This is a genomic window from Streptomyces auratus, assembly GCF_050433025.1.
Lineage (GTDB): Bacteria > Actinomycetota > Actinomycetes > Streptomycetales > Streptomycetaceae > Streptomyces > Streptomyces sioyaensis.
The window spans coordinates 1253350-1271823 of sequence record NZ_JBNGCB010000001.1 but is presented as its reverse complement, the minus strand read 5'-3'; the positions used below and the strand labels follow the sequence as shown (position 1 = coordinate 1271823).

Below are 18474 nucleotides of genomic sequence, written 5' to 3'. Positions count from 1 at the left end.
TTGACTGGCAGCCCTTAGCCTGCATCGGCCGATATGAGGAACAGCGTTCGAAATTACGAACACACGGCCGTCGGAGGGAACCAGTATCGTGAGCCCAGAACCCGTGTGGAGCACCGATCCCCGTACCGGGAAACGGCGTGCGCAGGTTGCCGTCGAGGCCACGGCCGGGGACGTCGACGGCGCCGTACGCGCCGCCCACGCGGCCCGTGGCGCGCTGGCGGACCGAGGGGTGCGTGCGGCGTTCCTACGCAGCGCCGCCGAGCAGCTGGAAGCCACCCGAGGCCGTCTGGTCGAGATGGCGGATGCCGAGACGGCGCTGGGTGAGGCGCGGCTGACCGGTGAACTGGCCCGAACCTGCTACCAGTTGCGGGTGTTCGCGGACATGGTCGACGACGGTGCCTTCCTCGACGTGATCATCGACCACCCGGACGAGGCGGCCACCCCGCCGGTGCCGGACCTGCGCCGCTACAAGGTCCCGCTGGGCGTGGTCGCGGTGTACGCGGCCTCCAACTTCCCCCTCGCCTTCTCAGTGCCCGGCGGTGACACCGCCAGCGCCCTCGCGGCGGGCTGCCCGGTCGTCGTCAAGGCCCACCCCGACCACCCAGCCACCTCCGAGCTGGCCGTCGAAGCCCTGCGCCGGGCCGCCGCGGCACGCAACATCCCCCAAGGCGCGGTCGGCCTGGTGCACGGCTTCGACGCGGGCGTGGCCCTGGTTGCGCACCCACTGGTGTCGGCGGCCGGGTTCACCGGTTCGGTACGCGGTGGCCGGGCCCTGTTCGACGCGGCCGCCGCTCGCCTGGTGCCCATCCCCTTCCACGGCGAGCTCGGTTCGCTCAACCCGGTCGTGGTCACCCGGGCCGCCGCGGCCGAGCGCGCCGAGGAGATCGGCAGGGGGCTGGCCGGGTCGATGACGCTCGGGCACGGCCAGTTCTGCACCAAACCCGGTCTGGTCCTCGCCCCCACCGGCCCGGCCGGCGACAAGCTCGTCGCCTCGCTCGCCGACGCCGTCGCCGCCACTACGGACGGGGCACTGCTCGACCACCGGATGCGGGAGGCTTTCGTCGCCGGTGTCGCCGAACGCGCCGCCCTGCCCGGCGTGCAGGCCTCCGTCGCCGCGGGCGCGGCCGGCGAGCACGCCGTCACCGCCGGCTTCCTCACCGTACCGGCGGACCGGCTGACCGCCGAAGGGCCGCACGACGTGCTGCTGGACGAGTGCTTCGGCCCGGTCACCGTCGTCGCCCGCTACGACACCCGCGACCAGGCCACCGCCGTCCTCGGCCGCCTGCCCGGCAACCTCACCGCCACCGTCCACCTCTCTACAGACGAGACCCACGGCCACGGCGACGGCGCCGCCCTCCTCGCCGAGCTGACCCCGCTGGCCGGCCGCGTCCTGGTCAACGGCTGGCCCACCGGCGTCGCCATCGCCTCCGCCCAGCACCACGGCGGCCCCTACCCCGCCACCACCTCCACCTCCACCTCCGTCGGCGCCAGCGCCATCGAACGCTGGCTGCGACCCGTCACCTACCAGTCCACCCCCGACGCGCTCCTCCCGCCCGAGCTGCGCGACGGCAACCCCCTCGGCCTGCCCCGCCGCGTCAACGGTCGGGAGGAGACGGCACAGGCGAGTTCCGACGAGCAGACGTGAGACGAGCAGATGATGAGTTGGGAGAAGACATGAACCAGATGAGGCTCGGCAAGATCGGGTTCGGGGGTGACTACAACCCCGAACAGTGGCCCACCGCAGTCCGCGTGGAGGACCTCAAACTCATGCGTGAGGCCGGGGTCGACCTCGTCAGCGTGGGCATCTTCGCCTGGGCCACGGTGGAACCCACACCCGGGGAATTCCACTTCGAGCTGTTCGACCGGGTCCTCGACGACCTGCACGGCGCGGGGGTACGCGTATCGCTGTCCACGATGACCGCGTCACCGCCGCCGTGGCTGTCCCACCGCTACCCGGAGATTCTGCCCGTACGCGCCGACGGCACCCGGTTGTGGCCCGGTGGCCGGCAGCACTACTGCCCCTCCAGCACGGTCTACCGGGACCACGCGGTACGGCTCGTCGAACAGATCGCCCACCGCTACCGCGACCACCCGGCGCTGGCGCTGTGGCACGTCGGCAACGAATACGGGGTCCATGTCGCGGAGTGCTACTGCGACGTCAGTGCCGCGCACTTCCGCTCCTGGCTGGAGTGCCGCTACGGGACGGCCGACGCCCTCAACGACGCCTGGTCGACGACCTTCTGGTCACAGCGTTACGCCGACTTCGCCGAGGTCCTCCCGCCGCGCTCGGCCCCCACCTCCCCCAATCCCGCACAACAGCTGGACTTCGCGCGGTTCAGCTCGGACGCCCTGCTCGCGTGCTACCGGGCCGAGGTCGGCGTGCTGCGCCGGGAGACCCCCGATATCCCGGTGACGACGAACTTCCTCAGCATGTGGAAGCCGGTCGACTTCTGGGCGTGGGCGCCGCACCTCGACATCGCCAGCCTCGACTCGTATCCGGATCCCAGCGACCCGCACGCCCACGTGGAGGCGGCACTCGGCTACGACCTGCACCGTTCCCTGAAGGGCGGGCGCCCCTGGCTGCTGATGGAACAGGCACCGAGCGCGGTCAACTGGCGGCAGCGCAACGCCCCGAAGCCGCCGGGCGCGATGCGGCTCGGGAGCTGGCAGGCCGTGGCGCGCGGCGCGGACTCGGTGATGTTCTTCCAGTGGCGGCAGTCCCGTGGCGGGTCCGAGAAGTTCCACTCCGCGATGGTGCCGCACGGCGGCCCGGAAAGCCGCACCTTCCGCGAAGTGGCCCAGCTCGGCGCCGAACTGGCCGCTCACCCCGAACTCGCCGGGACACATGTCGAAGCCGACGTCGCGGTCGTGCTGGACTGGGCGAACTGGTGGGCGGTCGAGCAGGATGCCCACCCCTCGGTCGACGTGACGATGCGCGAGGCCCTGCTGTCGCACTACACCCCGATGTTCGAGGCCGGGATCACGTGCGACGTCGTCCCCTCGACCGGCGACCTGAGCCGCTACCGCTTCGTCCTCGTGCCCAACCTCTATCTCGTCGGCGACGAGGCCGCGCGGAACCTGCGGGAGTACGTCGAAAGCGGCGGCCACCTGGTCGTCTCCTACTTCAGCGGCATCGTCGACGAGTGTGACCGCGTCCATCTCGGCGGCTACCCGGGGCCGCTGCGCGATCTGGTCGGCGCCCGGATCGAGGAGTGGTGGCCCCTGCGGCGGGGCGGCACGCTGGCGGTCCGATTCGCCGACGAGCTCGGTGGTTCGGCCTCCGATGCCACGGTCTGGTCCGAGGCCGTGGTACCCGAGGGCGCGGACGTCCTCGGTTCGTTCGCCGACGGTGACCTGGCCGGTTCCCCCGCCGTACTGCGGCACCGCGTCGGCCACGGCACCGTGTGGTACCTCGCGACCAGGCTGGACCCCGCCGGCATGCGCACGGTACTCCACACCGCCGCAGCCGCGGCGGGAACGGCCCCCACCATCGCTGGACTCCCGGCGCACGTCGAGGCGGTGCGTCGGGTCGCCGACGACGGCACCGCCACCCTCTTCCTGCTCAACCACCGGCCCGAACCGGCGACCGTCACCCTGCCCCGACCCATGACCAACCTCATGGCAAGCAACCACGCCGTCGGCGACATCACCCTGCCGCCTCGGGGCGTGGCCCTGCTCCGCGACGCCGGACCAGGAGAACCCCAAGCCCGGGCAACCATCCAGGGGAGCGAGCGATGATCGCGGTCGAGCAGCTGACGGACAGCTGCACCTACCACGGTGAGGGGCCGGTCTGGGACGCTGCCGCGGGGCTGCTGCGGTGGGTGGACCTGCTCGCCGGTGACGTGCTCTCCCTCTCGCCGTCAGCCGGCGGTACCCCGTCCCGGCTCCGGGTGGGCCAGGTCGCGGCGGCCGTGCGTCCGCGCCACCACGGTGGCCTGGTCATCGCGGTGGAACGCGGGTTCACCCTGCTCGACCCCGGCGCGTCCGAGCCGCGCCCGCTGCCCGAGCTGTGGTCCGACGCGTCGGTCCGGATGAACGACGGCGCCTGCGACCCGCAGGGCCGGTTCTACTGCGGATCCATGCCGTACGACGGAGCGGCGGGGCGTGGGGCCCTGTACCGGCTGGACGGGGACGGCTCGACGCACAGGGTACTGGCCGGGGTGACGATCTCGAACGGGCTGGTGTGGAGTAACGACGGGTCCACCGTCTTCTACATCGACTCACCGACCCAGCGGGTGGACGCCTTCGACTTCGACCCGCGCAGCGGAGCCTTCTCCGGCCGCCGCACCGTCGTGGAGATACCGCCCGAGCACGGCATGCCCGACGGCATGGCCATCGACGCGGACGGCGGCCTGTGGGTGGCGTTGTGGGGTGGCGGCGCGGTCCACCGATACCTGCCCGACGGACGGCTCGACGCCATCGTGGAGCTGCCCGTTCGGCAGGTGACCGCCTGCGCGTTCGGCGGCGAGTCGCTCGGCGACCTGTTCATCAGCACCTCACGGATGGACATCCCCGACCGGGAGCAGCCCGGCGCCGGGGCACTGTTCCACGCCGTTCCCGGGGTTGCCGGCCTGCCCGCGGCCGCCTTCGACGGATGACCGATCGAGAACAACAAGCGTGAACTCTGGACGGACAGCACCGGCCAGAAGTTCAAGATCATCGCATTTCAGAGACCCTAGGAGGTTTTGCGATGTTCAACCAAAGAACCCGCGCATGGTCGCGGTGGCGTGCTCGGCGAACAGGGCTGATAGCCGTCGTAGCCGCGGTGTTGGCAGCGGTGGGGTTCGCCGTGCTGCCGCCGGCCTCAATGGCGGCGACGGTGGAGAGCAAGCCGGCCTCGTACCCCAACCCGGGGCGGGTCACCGGCGACGTCAGCCCGGTGCACGACCCGAGCGTTGTGAAGGCCCAGGGCAGATACCTCGTGGCGCATACCGGTCGCGACATCCCGCTGAAGACGTCGACCGACCGGACCGACTTCAAGCGTGCGGGTACGGTCTTTCCGAATGGCCCAAAAAAGGTAAAAGTAAAAGATCCAAGAGACCCAAACAAAGAAATAGAGGAGCCGTGGACGTACAAGTACACGGACCCAGAGAATAAGGACCTCAAGACCAAGCGCGACCTGTGGGCGCCGGACCTCTCCTACCATGGCGACACGTACTATCTGTACTACTCGGCGTCTACGTTCGCATCGAACAAGTCGGCCATCGGCCTGGCCACCAGCACGACTGGGAACAAGGGAGACTGGACCGACCACGGTCTCGTCATCGAGTCGAACGACAAGAACGACTTCAACGCGATCGATCCGAACCTGATCGTCGACGGCAAACGTTGGTACCTGAGCTTCGGTTCGTTCTGGTCCGGCATCAAGATGATCGAACTCAATCCGGACACCGGGCTGCCCAAAGAGGAGCTCGACCCGAAGACCAAGTTGCCCAAGGACATGAAGAGCATCGCTGGCCGCAGTACCGACGTCGGCGGAGCCATCGAAGCCCCGACCATCTTCAAGCATGACGACTGCTACTACCTGTACGTGTCGTTCGACAGATGCTGTCAGGCCGCCAAGAGCACGTATCGGGTGATGGTCGGTCGTTCGAAGAGCGTGACCGGTCCGTTCGTGGATCGCGTCGGCAGGGCGATGACCGAAGGTGGCGGTACGGAGGTCCTGTCCGGCCACGGCAGCATCCACGGACCGGGCCACCAGTCCCCACTCGCCGACAGTGACGGCGACATCCTCTTCTACCACTATTACCCCGACAGCGGGACAGGCGAGGAGGGGAAGGACTGCGGCTACTGCACGCTCGGCATCAACCGAATCGGCTACGACGCCGACGGCTGGCCCTACGTCTACTGAGGACGTCGCCCAGGGGCACGACGCAGCGGCGTCGTGCCCCTGCAGGTCAACGGCCGGAAGCGAGGTCTTGCGGTCTGTCGCTGCGGGAGCTGTCGGATGAAGCCATCGGCTTTGAGGCGTGTGGTGGGTCGGCTGGGTTGGGAGGGCTGGGCCGGTTCCGTGCTCGGGCGTGTGGGAGGGCACGGTTCCGGACACCGGAGTACTGGCGGGAGGGAGTTAGACCGTGTCCTATGTGGTGAGGCGGACCAGACGCTTGTAGCAACACAAGGCTGCGGCAAGTCCGAGAAAGCCCAGGTAGTTGCGGGGGTGACGTTCGTAGCGGGGGCTGAGTCTGCGGCCCACGCCGTAGTGACCTCTCTTGGGTGCAGTCCCGCTCTCGGCTTTGTCCACTCCGGCCACGAACTGGCCTTTGTCCTGGACATCGCTGACCTCTACAAGACCGAGATCGGCATCCCGCTGGCATTCGACGTCGCCGTTGAGGACGAGACAGACGTCGGGCCTCGCACCTGGCGCGCTCTGCGCGACCGGATCAGCGAACTTCGCCTTCTGCAACGGTGCGTGGACGACATCAAGGACCTTCTCGTTCCAAAGGAAAGCGCTTCCGATGTGCAGAGCGATGGCGACGTCGTCACACTGCAGGCCGACGGCGAGTGCGGAGTTGCCGCGGGCCGGAACTATGCGGAGGAGTCCTGGTGACCATCATCGTGCTCACCAATTGTCCAGTTGGCTTGAGAGGCTTTCTCACCCGCTGGCTCCTTGAAGTCTCGGCGGGTGTGTTCCTCGGCAGTCCTTCAGCGCGGGTTCGCGATGCCTTGTGGGAAGAGGTGCAGCAATATGCGGCTGTCGGTCGTGCCTTGCTCGCATACACCACGAACAACGAGCAAGGGTTCACCTTCCGTACCTACGACCACATCTGGCGGCCTGTAGATCACGAAGGCGTGACGCTGATCCAGCGCCCCAAGGCACTGACCTCCACCGCCATGAGCAGCCCGCCCTCCGGCTGGAGCAAGGCGTCCAAACGACGACGCTTCGGCAGCCGATAGCACGTAAAGCAAACTTAAGCCGTTTTGTCCGAATCAATGGAAGTGGTCGAAACCGGAGCTCCCGCTGCGTAACGTCGCAGGTCACGGAGTCTGCTCCCCGCACCCGCGGGGATGGACTCGGGGAGCCCTGACCGCGGCCCCCGCGCTGCTGAGTTCGCCGCCTCCTGGCGGGCCGCGCACGGCCACGGCCCGTCGATCGCGCAGCTGTGCTGGGGCTGGGTTGGCCGCTGGAGTCGCGGGAACTGCGTGCATTCACTCCGAAGGCCCGGACTCTGTGCCGACGGCGACGACGTCAGCTCCAGCAGTCCGAAGGCATGGAAGGCATGAGTCGAGCTGTGCCGCCGGCGGTACGGGAAAGGCGCGCACTCAACCTGTCCGGAAGCATGGCCGACCGCGAACGGCTGCGTGGCACGGTCCTGGCGGCGGGTTGTCGAGGCCATGGGGCCGGCCGCAGTCAGTGCGGCAACTTTCCGGTGATGCTCTGCCACCGTTTGCGGGCGGCCTCCAGCTCCGCCCGGGCGGCCTTCCGCTGGCGGTCGTGCTGGTGGAGTGTGGTCATCTGGGTGAGGTGAAGGCGGGCCGCGTCCCGCGCTCCGGTGTCGGCGCGGGCCTCCTGCAGCTCCGTCTCGGCCTGGGTGATCAACGCCTTCTGCTGCGCGCGGAAGGCGTTCTCCGCCGCCACAGCGTTCTCGATGCGGACGGCGAAGCGGCGAACGCCGTCCTCCTCGTGCTCCGTGTGCGGAAACGGCGTCCAATGGACCGTGCCGTCTGGCCGCGTCAGGTAGATGTGGTTCTTGTGTTGGGCCTGTTCGAAGCGGACGCGCAGCCCGGCGAGAGGGATCTCTTCGCCAGCGATCAGCAGTACGTGCTGGTGGAGCACCGCGGTGCCTTGTTGCTCCACCGGCTCTCCCCGGCCGGGCTGGCTCATACGCTGAAGAGTCTTCTCTGCACGGCGGATCCGCTCCTCGAACAGGGCCTGCGTGCTGTGCTGCTGCTCCTTGGCTGCTGCCACCCTGCGGTATGAACTGCGCTCTGCCTCCCGCATCTTTCTGCGTGCCTCGGACAGGTGCTGTCGTTCCCCGGCGTGCTGCGTACCGAAGGCGAAGGCCCAGCCGCCCGGGAAGCTGTAAAGCTGCCATCCCACCCATGTCGCGCAACCGATCACGATCAGCACCATCACGCGAACGCTGTCCATGAAGTCCTCCCCGAGCAGTTGGCACACACCGTCCTACCGGGTGTGTCACTGCCAAGGGGCTAGTTCAGGAAGGTCACGTCATAGTCGGCGGCCGCGCGTGGACTCCGGATGTTCGCGGAGCGACGGCCCGGGGGTGTGGTCGGGGGCCGGTCTTGGCGCTGGGAAGCAACTTCGGAGAGCGCCGCACGGTCGTTCCCGGAGTGGGGCATGATGGGGGCACCCGGCAGCGGGGCACTATATCGACACAACGTCATTTGCGGTCGTTTATCGCAAAGTTCGACTAGTTGACCGCACTGGTGTGGGAAAATCCCGCGACTCTTCCCAGCTTGTCGTTAGCTGGTGTTGCTTTCGTGTAGCCGATGAACCTCAAACCCGCTTTCGTGACGAACTCGTCGCTCTCTGTTTATGCGAGGGGGTATGTTCGGCATGCGAAAGGGCCCTGTGGCGGCGTCCAACCATCCCGCAGGGCCCTCTCGTTCATCTGCAACTACGAAACAAGGAGAGAGAGTGCGCCCCTGTTCGCGTCCTGCCGGTTCACTGACCAGCGGGTTCGAAATTAGCATGCGTCACACGCCCGAGCGCCAAACTCCCGGACTTGTCGACACCACTGTCAACATCGCCGGCGGAGCCTTCCTCGCCGTCGCCGCACTGGGTCTCGTCCTCATCTACGGGCCGGCAGCAGCGCCCGCGATCGTGGTGCTGACGCCGCTGGCCTACGTGGCAAACCGGTCCTACCTCCGTCATCGCTCACAGCGCCACAGCTGACAGGCCCTCACGCCCGGCCTGTCCCGCCACACCCTCGGCCGGGCCGGGCCGGGCCTGAGCCGAGCCCGCACCCGTACGCGGGCCGTTTCGTGGCGCTTGGCAGCGACATATTCGCTGCTGTCACGTCACGAAAACCCCCCTTGCGGATGAACACAACCGATGTGTTCACGCATCCCTGTTCTCACACGGATAGTCGATGAGGAACAACGAGCGCCCCCTTCGCTGCCAACGATGCCAGCGTGTCTTTCCCCGCCCCCATTCCACCGGCCGTATTCCCCGCTACTGCAGCGGTAGCTGCCGCAGCGCCAGCTACCGACGCCGTACCTCCACCCCCTCCAGCCCACGCTCCTACGGCGCCGCTTCGGTACGCCTCTCCCGGGCCGTACTGAGCAAGGCCCAGGCGATGGCCAACAACTCCCAACGTCCGGTGCAGGCGGCCCCGCTGGAGATGCTGCAGATCTGCGTCGCCATGCGGCGCGATCTGGAGGACATCACCGCGGTCGCGGTACGCCAAGCCCTCGCCGACGGCGCCATCTGGAAGGACGTCGCGAAAGTGATGGGGGCGGCTGAAAGCACCCTCAAGACCAACTACTCGCGGGAGAGGGTGGACAAGATGCTCAAGGCCCGCATGGAACGGGGGCCCGCCCGCCCTCGCCAGCCAGCAGTGCCCAAGAACCCCGGTGGCGCCACGCCTTCGTCAGCGCACCCGCTGCTACCGGGCCAGGCCGGCTACCCGCTCTCGTGTGCGCTGTCCTACCTGCGGCGCACCAGCAAGAACACGGTGGGGAGCCTGGCCTACCTCACCGGGGTGTCGGCCTCGTACATCTACCGGATCACCTCCGGAGAGCGGACACCTACCTGGGAGGTCACCAAGCGCTTCGCCCTCGCTTGCGAGGCCGACCCGGAAGACCTGATGTTCTTGTGGAATCGGGCCCACTCCCTGCAGACCCCACCCGCTCTCAACTACGCGGAAGCGGTCCGTACCCTTCAAGCGGCCCTGCGCGGAATGTACCTGGCCGCATCCAGTCCCGACCTCCCGCGCCTCCGGAAGACCACACACCTCACGGCCCGGGCGGCCGAGGCCCTCCTGGTCACCAGCACCGACGCTGTCCCTACCGACTACTACCTGCGCTGGCCGGTGGTCAGGGACCTGACGACGGCGCTGCGGGGCGACCCGCAGGCCATCCGCCCGCTGTGGGAACACATCAAATCCCCGCCCCCGGCAGCCGATCACGGCAGCGACGGAGACGGGCCGTCCTGGCCGGCTGCCGCCTTCGGCTGACCCACTCCACCGACACCGCACTCCGTACCGAACACCTGGGGGAACCATGCCGCCCGCCTCACTCACCGCCGACGGCTCCAGCCCGCACACCACCCCCGTGCATCCCCCGCTCGGCGAGCAGGCCATCACCGTGGTCCTGCCCGCCGACTTCGCAGCGTTCTGCCAGCTCCACCACGAGATCTACCAGCGATTCGTCCAGCACCTTCTCGGCGATCACGACACCGCGGCCGATGTCGTCCGGCGTGCCCTGGGTGATCTGGCGGCCTCCTGGACCCAGGCACTGGCCGGCCACCGCACCACCGCCATCGCGTGGGAAGCCCTCACCCACCGCGTCCAGCGCGCCCACACCCCCGCCAACACCCCCGCGAGCGCCCTGCACTCCCTTGTCCCCGCCGCGGAAGCCGATGCTGCTGTCCTGCACCGCGTCATGGGACTGAGCATTACCACCACCGCCGACACCCTTGGCATCGAATCCACCACGGTCACCTCACTATTGGCCACCTTCGACCGTCGGCTGGCCGTCGGCACGGCCACGGCCCTGCGCGCATGCTGGCGAGCGGCCCGGCAGGCGTAGCTGTCGAATGGCGCGTCGCCGACGATCGGCGGGCGAGGTTACGGGAGTTCGCCGGCGCCGTGGCCCGGTCCCCGATGTCGGGCGGGCAGCGAGCCACCTGCAAGCGGCGGTTCGCCACTGGTGTCTCGAATCCGCGCCCCGCCGCTTCATCCTGCCGCCAGGCGCGCCGGGCCCTCTGGCCGGAGGGGTGGCCGACTGATGGGATGTGGCCCATGGCAGACACCAACCGCATGCCAACCACTGGTGGCGGCGGCCCGGCTGGGGCCCGGGGAGCCGCTTCTTCACCTTCCACTTCACCTTCCAGAAGGTGCCCCGCCTGCACTGCCTGGCCGCCGACTACCGGCGCGCCCTGGCCGGCATCGACGGCCTGGACCTGGTGCCCGATGCACCGGACCACGCAGGGGGTCGGCTTCACCGACCGGGTCCCGGAGGTCGATCTCCGCGCCATCCTCGCCGCCGCCCAGCACCGACTCGCTGCCGTCCCTGCATTCGACCTGACGGTGCACCGTCCCGAGATCACCCCCGAGGCGATCCGCTGGGAGGCCGCACCCAGCGGCCCGCCCGCCGCGGTCAGAGCCGCGCTACGCGACGCCATCGGCAGCGTCTGGGACACCGTCCCCGAACCAGCTGACGGGTTCGGCCCGCACATCACGATCGCCTACAGCAGCGCCGACGGGCCCGCCGCGCCGGTGCGGGCCGCCCTCGATACCGTGCAGGTCGAGCCGGTCCCCGTGCATGTGGACCGGGTCGAGCTGATCGTCCTGCAGCGGGACCGGCGGATGTACGAGTGAGCCACCTACACGCAACTCTCCCTCGACGGGTAGCAGAGCCATCGGTGCGCACCTCGCCCCGGGGGCCTAGTGCCGGGGCGGAAGCTCATGAGCCGAGCGGGCGGCCGAAGGCGGAGGTTGTGGTCCGGAGCTGTCCCGGATCACAACCGGCTGTAGTGCGTAGGGCCGGCTGGATTCTCAGGCGCTGGCGAGGAAGTCGGTGGCGCGTTCATCGAGGTCGGTGGCGGATCGTACGCCGCGGGCGCGGAAGCGGGCGAGGTCGGCGCGCATGCTGGTGACGGCCTTGCGGGTGCGTACGGACCGGATGCCGTCCATGTGGTCGAGGGCCGCGTTCCAGGTGGCGCACGCCTGCTCGATCTGGCCGCGTTTGAGCTGCATCTCGGCGCTGGCCACCAGGTCGAGGGCCACGATCCGCGCGTAGGTTCCGGCGGGGCGGGAGGTGGCAGCACGGGCGTACTGTTCGGCGGCTGCCCGGTGGTCCCCGATCGTCTCGTAGACCTTGGCGGTGCGCGAGTAGACGGTGGCAGCCGGAGGCCCCCAGGCCAGGGCCCAAAACGGCACCTCGTCGCCTGGGGCAGCGGTCAGCAGGGCGCGCGCGTGCTGGGCCTCGGCGAGCGCAGCCTTCGGCTGCCCGGCCTTGGCCAGGGTGTGGGCGTGGACGACGCGGAAGAGGGACTCGCTCTGGGCATCGACCTTGCCCTTTGCCCGATTCAGGCCGGTCTCGGCCAGGCCCAGGCAGTGCTCGGGCCGGTGGAGCTTGAGGCCTTGCATGGCCATGGTGCGCATCACGAAGCCGTCGTGCCCGGTGATACCGGATTCGACGGCGAGCACGTAGGACTGGAGGTAGTAGCGCTGGGCGAGGCCTTGCTGGCCTGCGTCGTAGGACTTCCAGCCAAGGAGGTGCACGCCGCGGCTGGCGGCGGAGAGCATGTGCCGCCGGATCTCCTCGGTGCGGAAGCGGCCCCGGCACAACGGGGCGACATCGTCGCGCAGGTACTGCACGAGCGCGCTGCGACCGTGCTGGCCGCCGTGGCGTTCGTCCATCTCGGAGAAGACACGGACCATGTCGCGCACCGCCGCGACCTCGGCCATCCCAATGATCTGGCCGGTGCGTGCCGAGGCTGTACGGTCGGCGATCTCCTGGACGTATGTAAGTGGCAGTGCAGCGGCGGCCACCGAATACGCGGAGGTGGCAAGGAAGCGGCGCCGGTCCAACTCACACCTCCACATCGGCAGCAGGGCGTCGATCGGGTCGTCCCCGAGCGACAGGCCGATGCTGTCATCTTCCTCGTCGTCCCCGTCCGCCAGCCCGAGGTCGTGGAGGGTCAGCAAGCGGCCGAGCCGCCGGGAGAGCGCCACGGCGAGGTAGCGGCCGGTGTCGCCGGCGGGCATGACGCCGGCGATCCAGTGCTCGATGGTGGACTTGTTGGTCCGTAAGCCCACGCCGCACTCGGCGGCCACCGCGCGGACCGCCTTGGCCAGGGCCGCGTAGGTCAGCCCGGATTCGGCGACGAGGTTGCGCAGTTGGTGGTTCGGCGTGCGCGTGGTCATGAGTACCTGCCATATACCCGATATACCGCTTGCCCTGCCCGCCACCGTACCGCTGCCCGCGTCACGCAGGTTGACTGTTCATCAGGCCAAGCGGCCGGGGCCCAAGCGGCTCCCCGGGCCCCTGCTGTGTGGCTGTGCACCGCCCGTCCACCATGCCCACTCCCGGGTGAGGGGACGAAGAGACCTGGAGGTTTCGATCATGGAGCAGACCGCCACCCCCGTGTACGTGGCGCCGGTCGTCCTGGACGCCGGGAACGTTGCCGAGGTGACGCTGGGCACGAACAACTTCGACACCGCCGACGACACCCAGTACAAGAACGCCTGAACCAGCGATCTGCCCAGGGTCGGCGGGTCTGAGTGCCACCGCCGACTCCGGGTGTGAGAGGGCGTCGGGCTGCGACGGTCGTGCTGGGGCATGGCCACAGGCGGCCCGGCGCCCTCTCCTTGTTGACCACCGAAACGATGCAACAGATTTCAGAGAGCGGGCGGCGGATGCGGTGGAGTACGGGTTGGTACGGAGCGGTCGGGCACGACCGGCTGCCGAGAGGCGGGCGGCCGATTGCGGGACTTGAGGCGGCGTGGACGGTCGACTGGCCCACCGGCCGGGTCCGGACTGCTGGCTCCGGTCCGCTCGCTTTGGCTGTGATCGGCGACTGCGGCGCCGATGACCAGCAGCTTGGGCAGGCGCTGGAGCGGGTGCGGGCGAAGGACTGGCGGGCGCTGACCCGTTGGCCCGGCTCCTACCTGGTCGTCGCACGCAGCGGCGAGGTGCTGGCGGTGATCGGTGACCTGGCAGGCCAGCACCCGGTGTATTGGCGGGCCGAAGGTGCTGGGACATGGTGGTCGACCTCGGCCGGGGCGCTGGCCGCGCTGGACGGAGCACCGGTCGATCCGACCGCGCTGGCCGCCCACCTGGCGCTCGGGCAGCCGGACGTGCTCGGGCGGCGGAGCCTGTTCCGCACGGTGAACCGGGTGCCGACCGGAGACCTGCTGCTGATCACCCCCGAGCAGGCCACGGCCGAGCACTACGAGCCGGCCGACACTGAGCCGGTGCACCTGCGCGATGCCGCCCCGACGGTCCGGGCCGCGCTCACGGAGGCGGTCGCCGTCCGACTCGACGGCCGTCCGGTGAGCGCCGATCTGGCAGGGCTGGACTCCACCACGCTGGCCTGCCTGGCCGCGAAGAGGGGGCCGGTCGCTGCAATGACGTTCGCCGACGAACGCCTGCGCGACGACGACCTTGTGTACGCGGTCCGCACCGCGGCCACGGTGCCCAACCTCCAGCACCATACGGTGCCCGGCAGCGCGCAGACCGTGTACTACGCGGGATTGAACGACCTGTCGTCGCTTCCGCTCACTGATTCCCCGAATGCGTACGTGGTCACGGCCTCCATCAAGCGTGCCGTCCTGGACACGATCACCACACAGCAGGCCGGGGGCGTGCACTTCACCGGTACGGCCGGGGACGCAGTGCTGTCCGCGCCGTCGGCCTACCTGTCCGACCTGCTGCGGACCCGGCAGCACCTCCGGGCCCTTCAGCACGGCCAGGCGCATGCCCGGCTGCGGCACTCCTCCGCGTGGACCGTGCTCTGTCGGGCCCGCCGCGCCTCGCGCACCGATCTGGCCGGTGCCTGGCGGCAGCTGGCCTCCGCGCTGCGGTCGGCGCCACGGGAGTGGGTTCCGCAGGCCCAGCAGCCGGTCGCCTGGACGCCGTTGCTGGCTACGGCGGACTGGATGAGTCCCGACGTGCGCGGACAGCTCGCGAACGCTCTCGATGCGGCGTCCGACCGCGCCGTGGCGCCCCGTCTCCTGGCGGCATGGGCAGACCGGCAGGACCTCGCGCGGGTCGGCGCGGACACCAACGGGTGGCGCGAGATCGCGCTCTGCCGTCACGGCGTCGACCTCGCTGCCCCGTTCCTGGACAACGAGGTCATCCGAGCCTGCCTCGCCGTCCCAGCCGACGAGCGCGGTGCCCCGGGCCGCTACAAGCCCCTGCTGGGCGAGGCGTTCACCGCTACCGGGTTGATCCCGGACTTCGTGCTGTCCCGGGTGACGAAAGGCGGCTTCAACGCGCTCGCCTACGCAGGCTTGACCCAGCATGCTCCCGTCCTGGCCGACCTGCTCGGCGCTTCCTCCCGGCTGGCCGCCGCCGGACTGATCAACCAGACGCCGGTGGCGAGAATGCTGACCCGTGCAGCGGCCGGGCAACCCACCGCCCAGGGCGCACTGCACCTGGCTGTGGCCGCCGAGGTGTGGCTGCGGCAACTCGAAGCCACCGACGCCCGTTGGTGGTGGGAGGTGAGCGCTCGTGCGGCTGTGTGAGAGCGCCCACACGGTACTCACCGACGAGGGCGGCGCCATCCTCGATGAGCGCACCGGCCGTTGGACGCAGTTGACGCCGACCGCGTCGGCCGTGGTCATGCTGCTGCTGGCCGGCGCCACCGAGGACCAGGCCGCCGGCCGATTCGCGGAGCGGTACGGCATCGGAGCCGAGCAGGCCGCCCGCGACGTGCGCACGGTCGCGGGCACCCTCGCCGCCCAGGGCCTGACCGCCGCGAACCCGGCCTCGGATCGCCGGTGGAGGTGGTGGCGATGAGCAGCATGGAGGCGTACTCCACCGTCCGCACCGGCACCTTCACCGAGCGACTGGCCGCTGCCGCTGGCCTTGCCCTCGCCCTGGGGCTGCTGCGGCTGCCCTTCCGACACACCGTCCGCGCCGCCCGCTTCGCCCGGCGGATCGGCCGCCGCCCGCTAGACACCGCGCGAGCAGAGGCGTTGATGGGCGCGGTTCGGCACACCGGCCGTCTGTGGCCGGGACGTGCCGCCTGTATGGAGAGCTCGCTGGGCGCCGTGCTCGCCGCTGCCCTGCTCGGCCGCCGCCTCAACTGGTGCCTGGGCGCGCGGTTCGCTCCACCGCCGGTGGAGTACCACGCCTGGGCCGAACTGCCCGGTGGCGGGCCGGTCGGTGAGCACACCGCCGGCCGCTGGCACCATCACGCCGCCCTCACGACCTGACCCGCTCTGCCTCACCGGCGCCGTGTCCTTCACCCGCCCGGAGCAGTTGACCGAATACGCGTACCCGCACCCCTCGAAGGAGTGAAGCCGTTGAACGCCGTCGCCTTGGCCGCCGAGTCCGTCCCTGAGCGCCACTACACCCACCACGAGGGCCGCGGTCCGACGCCGCACCGATCCAACCCGGCGGTCATCCACCGCGAGCTGACCACCCTGGACATCCGTCCCGGCCACAAAGTCGCCGAGTACGGCACTGGTTCTGGCCTCACCGGCGCCCTGCTCGCCGAACTGGTGGGCCGGGCCGGCTCGGTGACCAGCCTGGACATCGACGCATTCTTGGTGCGCTGGGCCAACCTCATCCACCACGAACGTGGCGTCGACAACGTTCGCTGCCATACCGCGGACGGCACGGGAGGCTTCGCCAAGGGAGCCCCGTACGACCGAATGGTGGCCTGGTGCACCCCGCCGCTGCTGCCCAAGGCGTGGGTGGACCAGATCGCAGGCGGCGGCCTGATCGTGGCCCCGCTGCCGATCGCGGCGGTGCCCAACATGACGGTCGTCGCAAAAATCCGCGTGAACGACGGGGAGCCGGGTGTGGAGGCGGTGTTCACCGGCGGATACATCGAGGCAACCGCCTCCCCCAAGGGCGACCTGGACCTGCCCGGCCGCTGGGTGGACTGGGAAAATCGCGCCCCCGCCCCCTCCTGGATCTCCATCGCCTGGCGCGGAGACGACGACCCGCTGCACACCGGCGCCCGCACCGCACTCGGCCGACTGCTCAACGCCGCGCACACCGAGCCCTACGACGGCCGGAGGTCAACTGGCCGTCCTGGCGCACCTTCGCCGCAGCCCTCGGCGACCACCGGCTTACCATGGCCGGGCTCCGCCCAGACCTGTGGGCGATCGGCCACACCACCGCCACCACAGCCGCCGTCATCCAGCAGGACGGCACAATCCTCGCCGACCAGCCCGACTCCCCGTCCCTGGCCATCCTGCATGGCTGGCTGAAGCAGTGGGAGGAGGCCAAACGGCCGGCGCCCGAGACCTACAACGCAGCTCTGGTGCGCGCGGGCGGCGACGAAGCCCCGGAGGGCTGGCACCTGCGGTTGTCCCGGTAGCCGCTCCAGCTCGGGCCATTGGCCGAACGGAGTCGACCACGCCTGCCGGGTCTGCACCACCACCCGCGCTGACCAGCGACCGGCGGTGGTCGTGGACGCCCGCGCGCTGGCCCACGACCGCACGGAAGCCGGTGCCGCAACGGAATCCCGGAAGAAGAAAACGCATGACCACCCCTCACTGGCACTTCGTGAAGAAGCGCACCGCCGATCCGGCCGCCGGCGCCGTGTACGTCAACGATGACCGAACCCGTTACCGCAGGACCGGCGGGGAAGGCCTCGTCGCGGAGGCCGCCTATCAGCGGCAACTCGCCGGGCTCGGATACCCGGTCCCGCGCATTCTGGAGGACGGCACCACCGACGACGGCAACGTCTACATCGTGGAGGAGTCCCTGGGGGAGCGGTCACTGCACGATATGGCCCTGGAAAATCTTGACCACACCCGTGCCCTGTCCGACACGGTCGTTGACCTGGCCGCTGACGTCGGTGGCCGGCTGCTGCGGGCACAGGCCGCACACGCGGCCTCCGCCGACCTGCAGGCGCTGCACGCGTGGGTGCGCACCGCGGGGTGGACGGACAACGTCTTTGCCGAGAACCCCGACCTCGACAACCCGCAGGCGCGGGCGGCAATGGACCGTGCGGTGGCCCAGCTCGCCGGTGTGCCGCTGGTGCGCGGACATCTCGACTACGGCCTGCCCAACGTCCTCCCGGTCGGCGTCATCGACTGGCAGCACCACGGCCTGGTGCCACTCGGCTACGACACCGCCCTGGCCCTGGAGATCATCCCGTTCAAGGGCGGCACCAAGGGCTACTTGCCCAGCACCGAGCAGCGGCGCCGGTACCTGGAGGTGCTCAACGAAGCGGCCCGCGCCACCGCCGGACAGTCCCTAAGCCAGCACCTGGCCCCGTTCCTCCTGATCAAGGCGCTGTTTTTCCTCGCGCTGATGAAGCCCACCGACCCCGCGCGCACCGACAAGCACCTCAAGTGGAACTACCGCCGGCACCTATTTCAGGAGGTCATGGAGCAGTATGAGCACACCGGAGCAGTTGACCCCACCCTCTTCCCCACCCTTGAGGACTTCGCCGCTCGGAACGTCGCTCCCGGCCGTCCGTGACGCCCGCGATTGCAGACCTACGATCCGCTAGAACGCTGGCGGCGTCAGTCTCACCCGCTCGGCTTCTCTCGTGCGGGGCCGGCCCCCAGCATGGCCGCCGCGACCGGCGGCCTGTTGTTGACGTAGAAGGTGACCAAGCCAACCAGGGACGGCCCCCTCGCCGGGTCGGCCGTCCCCGTG

Annotated in this window: 17 protein-coding genes and 2 pseudogenes; 16 read left to right on the top strand and 3 right to left on the bottom strand. The window is 69.7% G+C overall.

What is annotated here, in order from left to right; all coding sequences use genetic code 11:
- Positions 1-88: 88 nt before the first annotated feature.
- The 4 genes from BKA18_RS05340 (at position 89) to BKA18_RS05325 (ending at position 5851) form a co-directional block, all read left to right on the top strand.
- Positions 89-1645: an aldehyde dehydrogenase (NADP(+)) gene (locus BKA18_RS05340; protein ID WP_366045162.1), complete on the top strand. Its 1557-nt coding sequence runs from the start codon at positions 89-91 to the stop codon at positions 1643-1645.
- Positions 1646-1674: 29 nt separating this feature from the next.
- Positions 1675-3738, top strand: coding sequence for a beta-galactosidase (locus BKA18_RS05335; protein ID WP_429638170.1), 2064 nt, complete (start codon positions 1675-1677; stop codon positions 3736-3738).
- Positions 3735-4598, top strand: a complete 864-nt coding sequence (locus BKA18_RS05330; RefSeq protein WP_366045161.1) for an SMP-30/gluconolactonase/LRE family protein — start codon at positions 3735-3737, stop codon at positions 4596-4598. The genes BKA18_RS05335 and BKA18_RS05330 overlap by 4 nt, the downstream gene beginning before the upstream one ends.
- Before the next feature lie 92 nt (positions 4599-4690).
- Positions 4691-5851 (top strand): arabinan endo-1,5-alpha-L-arabinosidase, encoded by a 1161-nt coding sequence (locus BKA18_RS05325; RefSeq protein ID WP_366045160.1) that lies wholly within the window; start codon positions 4691-4693, stop codon positions 5849-5851.
- Positions 5852-6079: 228 nt separating this feature from the next.
- Here BKA18_RS05325 and BKA18_RS05320 read toward each other — a convergent pair.
- Positions 6080-6187 (bottom strand): annotated as a pseudogene (locus tag BKA18_RS05320) (IS5/IS1182 family transposase); the annotation flags it as partial.
- Between BKA18_RS05320 and BKA18_RS05315 the strand changes: the two are divergent.
- Both BKA18_RS05315 and cas2e read left to right on the top strand, forming a co-directional pair.
- Positions 6188-6547: pseudogene (locus BKA18_RS05315) on the top strand (type I-E CRISPR-associated endonuclease Cas1e); the annotation flags it as partial.
- Positions 6544-6894, top strand: coding sequence for a type I-E CRISPR-associated endoribonuclease Cas2e (cas2e, locus tag BKA18_RS05310; protein ID WP_366045159.1), 351 nt, complete (start codon positions 6544-6546; stop codon positions 6892-6894). The pseudogene BKA18_RS05315 and the gene cas2e, both read left to right, overlap by 4 nt.
- 454 nt (positions 6895-7348) lie before the next feature.
- On the opposite strand, the gene BKA18_RS05305 is transcribed toward cas2e, so the two are convergent.
- Entirely contained in the window at positions 7349-8089 is a 741-nt protein-coding gene (locus BKA18_RS05305) for a hypothetical protein (RefSeq protein WP_366045158.1), read from the bottom strand.
- Between the two features lie 561 nt (positions 8090-8650).
- On the opposite strand from BKA18_RS05305, the gene BKA18_RS05300 reads away from it, so the two are divergent.
- The 4 genes from BKA18_RS05300 to BKA18_RS05285 all read left to right on the top strand — a co-directional run bounded on the left by BKA18_RS05300 (position 8651) and on the right by BKA18_RS05285 (position 11501).
- Positions 8651-8854, top strand: a complete 204-nt coding sequence (locus BKA18_RS05300; protein ID WP_366045157.1) for a hypothetical protein — start codon at positions 8651-8653, stop codon at positions 8852-8854.
- A gap of 403 nt (positions 8855-9257) precedes the next feature.
- The gene (locus tag BKA18_RS05295; protein WP_366045156.1) at positions 9258-10136 is read left to right on the top strand and encodes a helix-turn-helix domain-containing protein; all 879 of its coding nucleotides are present in this window, start codon (positions 9258-9260) and stop codon (positions 10134-10136) included.
- Between the two features lie 46 nt (positions 10137-10182).
- Positions 10183-10710 carry a SigE family RNA polymerase sigma factor gene (locus BKA18_RS05290; protein ID WP_129281153.1) on the top strand — a complete coding sequence of 176 codons (528 nt, stop codon included), beginning with the start codon at positions 10183-10185 and terminating at the stop codon, positions 10708-10710.
- 383 nt (positions 10711-11093) lie between these two features.
- Positions 11094-11501 (top strand): 2'-5' RNA ligase family protein, encoded by a 408-nt coding sequence (locus BKA18_RS05285; protein WP_366045155.1) that lies wholly within the window; start codon positions 11094-11096, stop codon positions 11499-11501.
- Positions 11502-11678: 177 nt separating this feature from the next.
- Here the strand turns inward: BKA18_RS05285 and BKA18_RS05280 are convergent, their stop codons facing one another.
- On the bottom strand, positions 11679-13052 hold the full coding sequence (locus BKA18_RS05280; protein ID WP_366045154.1) for an NsdA family TPR-like regulatory protein: 1374 nt from the start codon (positions 13050-13052) through the stop codon (positions 11679-11681).
- Between the two features lie 199 nt (positions 13053-13251).
- On the opposite strand from BKA18_RS05280, the gene BKA18_RS05275 reads away from it, so the two are divergent.
- The 6 genes from BKA18_RS05275 to BKA18_RS05250 all read left to right on the top strand — a co-directional run bounded on the left by BKA18_RS05275 (position 13252) and on the right by BKA18_RS05250 (position 18294).
- The gene (locus tag BKA18_RS05275) at positions 13252-13377 is read left to right on the top strand and encodes a lasso RiPP family leader peptide-containing protein (protein WP_366045153.1); all 126 of its coding nucleotides are present in this window, start codon (positions 13252-13254) and stop codon (positions 13375-13377) included.
- 137 nt (positions 13378-13514) lie between these two features.
- Positions 13515-15374 (top strand): albusnodin/ikarugamycin family macrolactam cyclase, encoded by a 1860-nt coding sequence (locus BKA18_RS05270; protein ID WP_366045152.1) that lies wholly within the window; start codon positions 13515-13517, stop codon positions 15372-15374.
- Positions 15361-15648 (top strand): PqqD family peptide modification chaperone, encoded by a 288-nt coding sequence (locus BKA18_RS05265; RefSeq protein ID WP_366045151.1) that lies wholly within the window; start codon positions 15361-15363, stop codon positions 15646-15648. Before BKA18_RS05270 ends, BKA18_RS05265 begins: the two co-directional genes overlap by 14 nt.
- Positions 15645-16067, top strand: coding sequence for a lasso peptide biosynthesis B2 protein (locus BKA18_RS05260; protein ID WP_366045150.1), 423 nt, complete (start codon positions 15645-15647; stop codon positions 16065-16067). Before BKA18_RS05265 ends, BKA18_RS05260 begins: the two co-directional genes overlap by 4 nt.
- A gap of 90 nt (positions 16068-16157) precedes the next feature.
- A complete protein-coding gene (locus tag BKA18_RS05255) occupies positions 16158-17072 on the top strand; it encodes a protein-L-isoaspartate O-methyltransferase family protein (protein WP_366045149.1) in 915 nt (304 codons plus the stop codon).
- Positions 17073-17346: 274 nt separating this feature from the next.
- Positions 17347-18294, top strand: a complete 948-nt coding sequence (locus BKA18_RS05250) for a phosphotransferase (protein WP_366045148.1) — start codon at positions 17347-17349, stop codon at positions 18292-18294.
- The last annotated feature ends 180 nt before the right edge of the window (positions 18295-18474 follow it).

Excerpts from the sequence above, each read along its gene's own strand:
- BKA18_RS05295 (WP_366045156.1), top strand. The coding sequence starts at position 9,258 with ATGGCCAACAACTCCCAACGTCCGGTGCAGGCGGCCCCGCTGGAGATG.
- BKA18_RS05335 (WP_429638170.1), top strand. The coding sequence starts at position 1,675 with ATGAACCAGATGAGGCTCGGCAAGATCGGGTTCGGGGGTGACTACAAC.
- BKA18_RS05325 (WP_366045160.1), top strand. The coding sequence starts at position 4,691 with ATGTTCAACCAAAGAACCCGCGCATGGTCGCGGTGGCGTGCTCGGCGA.
- BKA18_RS05275 (WP_366045153.1), top strand. The coding sequence starts at position 13,252 with ATGGAGCAGACCGCCACCCCCGTGTACGTGGCGCCGGTCGTCCTGGAC.
- BKA18_RS05260 (WP_366045150.1), top strand. The coding sequence starts at position 15,645 with ATGAGCAGCATGGAGGCGTACTCCACCGTCCGCACCGGCACCTTCACC.
- BKA18_RS05330 (WP_366045161.1), top strand. The coding sequence starts at position 3,735 with ATGATCGCGGTCGAGCAGCTGACGGACAGCTGCACCTACCACGGTGAG.
- BKA18_RS05300 (WP_366045157.1), top strand. The coding sequence starts at position 8,651 with ATGCGTCACACGCCCGAGCGCCAAACTCCCGGACTTGTCGACACCACT.
- BKA18_RS05305 (WP_366045158.1), bottom strand. The coding sequence starts at position 8,089 with ATGGACAGCGTTCGCGTGATGGTGCTGATCGTGATCGGTTGCGCGACA.
- BKA18_RS05280 (WP_366045154.1), bottom strand. The coding sequence starts at position 13,052 with ATGACCACGCGCACGCCGAACCACCAACTGCGCAACCTCGTCGCCGAA.
- BKA18_RS05270 (WP_366045152.1), top strand. The coding sequence starts at position 13,515 with ATGCAACAGATTTCAGAGAGCGGGCGGCGGATGCGGTGGAGTACGGGT.
- BKA18_RS05250 (WP_366045148.1), top strand. The coding sequence starts at position 17,347 with ATGACCACCCCTCACTGGCACTTCGTGAAGAAGCGCACCGCCGATCCG.
- BKA18_RS05285 (WP_366045155.1), top strand. The coding sequence starts at position 11,094 with ATGCACCGGACCACGCAGGGGGTCGGCTTCACCGACCGGGTCCCGGAG.
- BKA18_RS05290 (WP_129281153.1), top strand. The coding sequence starts at position 10,183 with ATGCCGCCCGCCTCACTCACCGCCGACGGCTCCAGCCCGCACACCACC.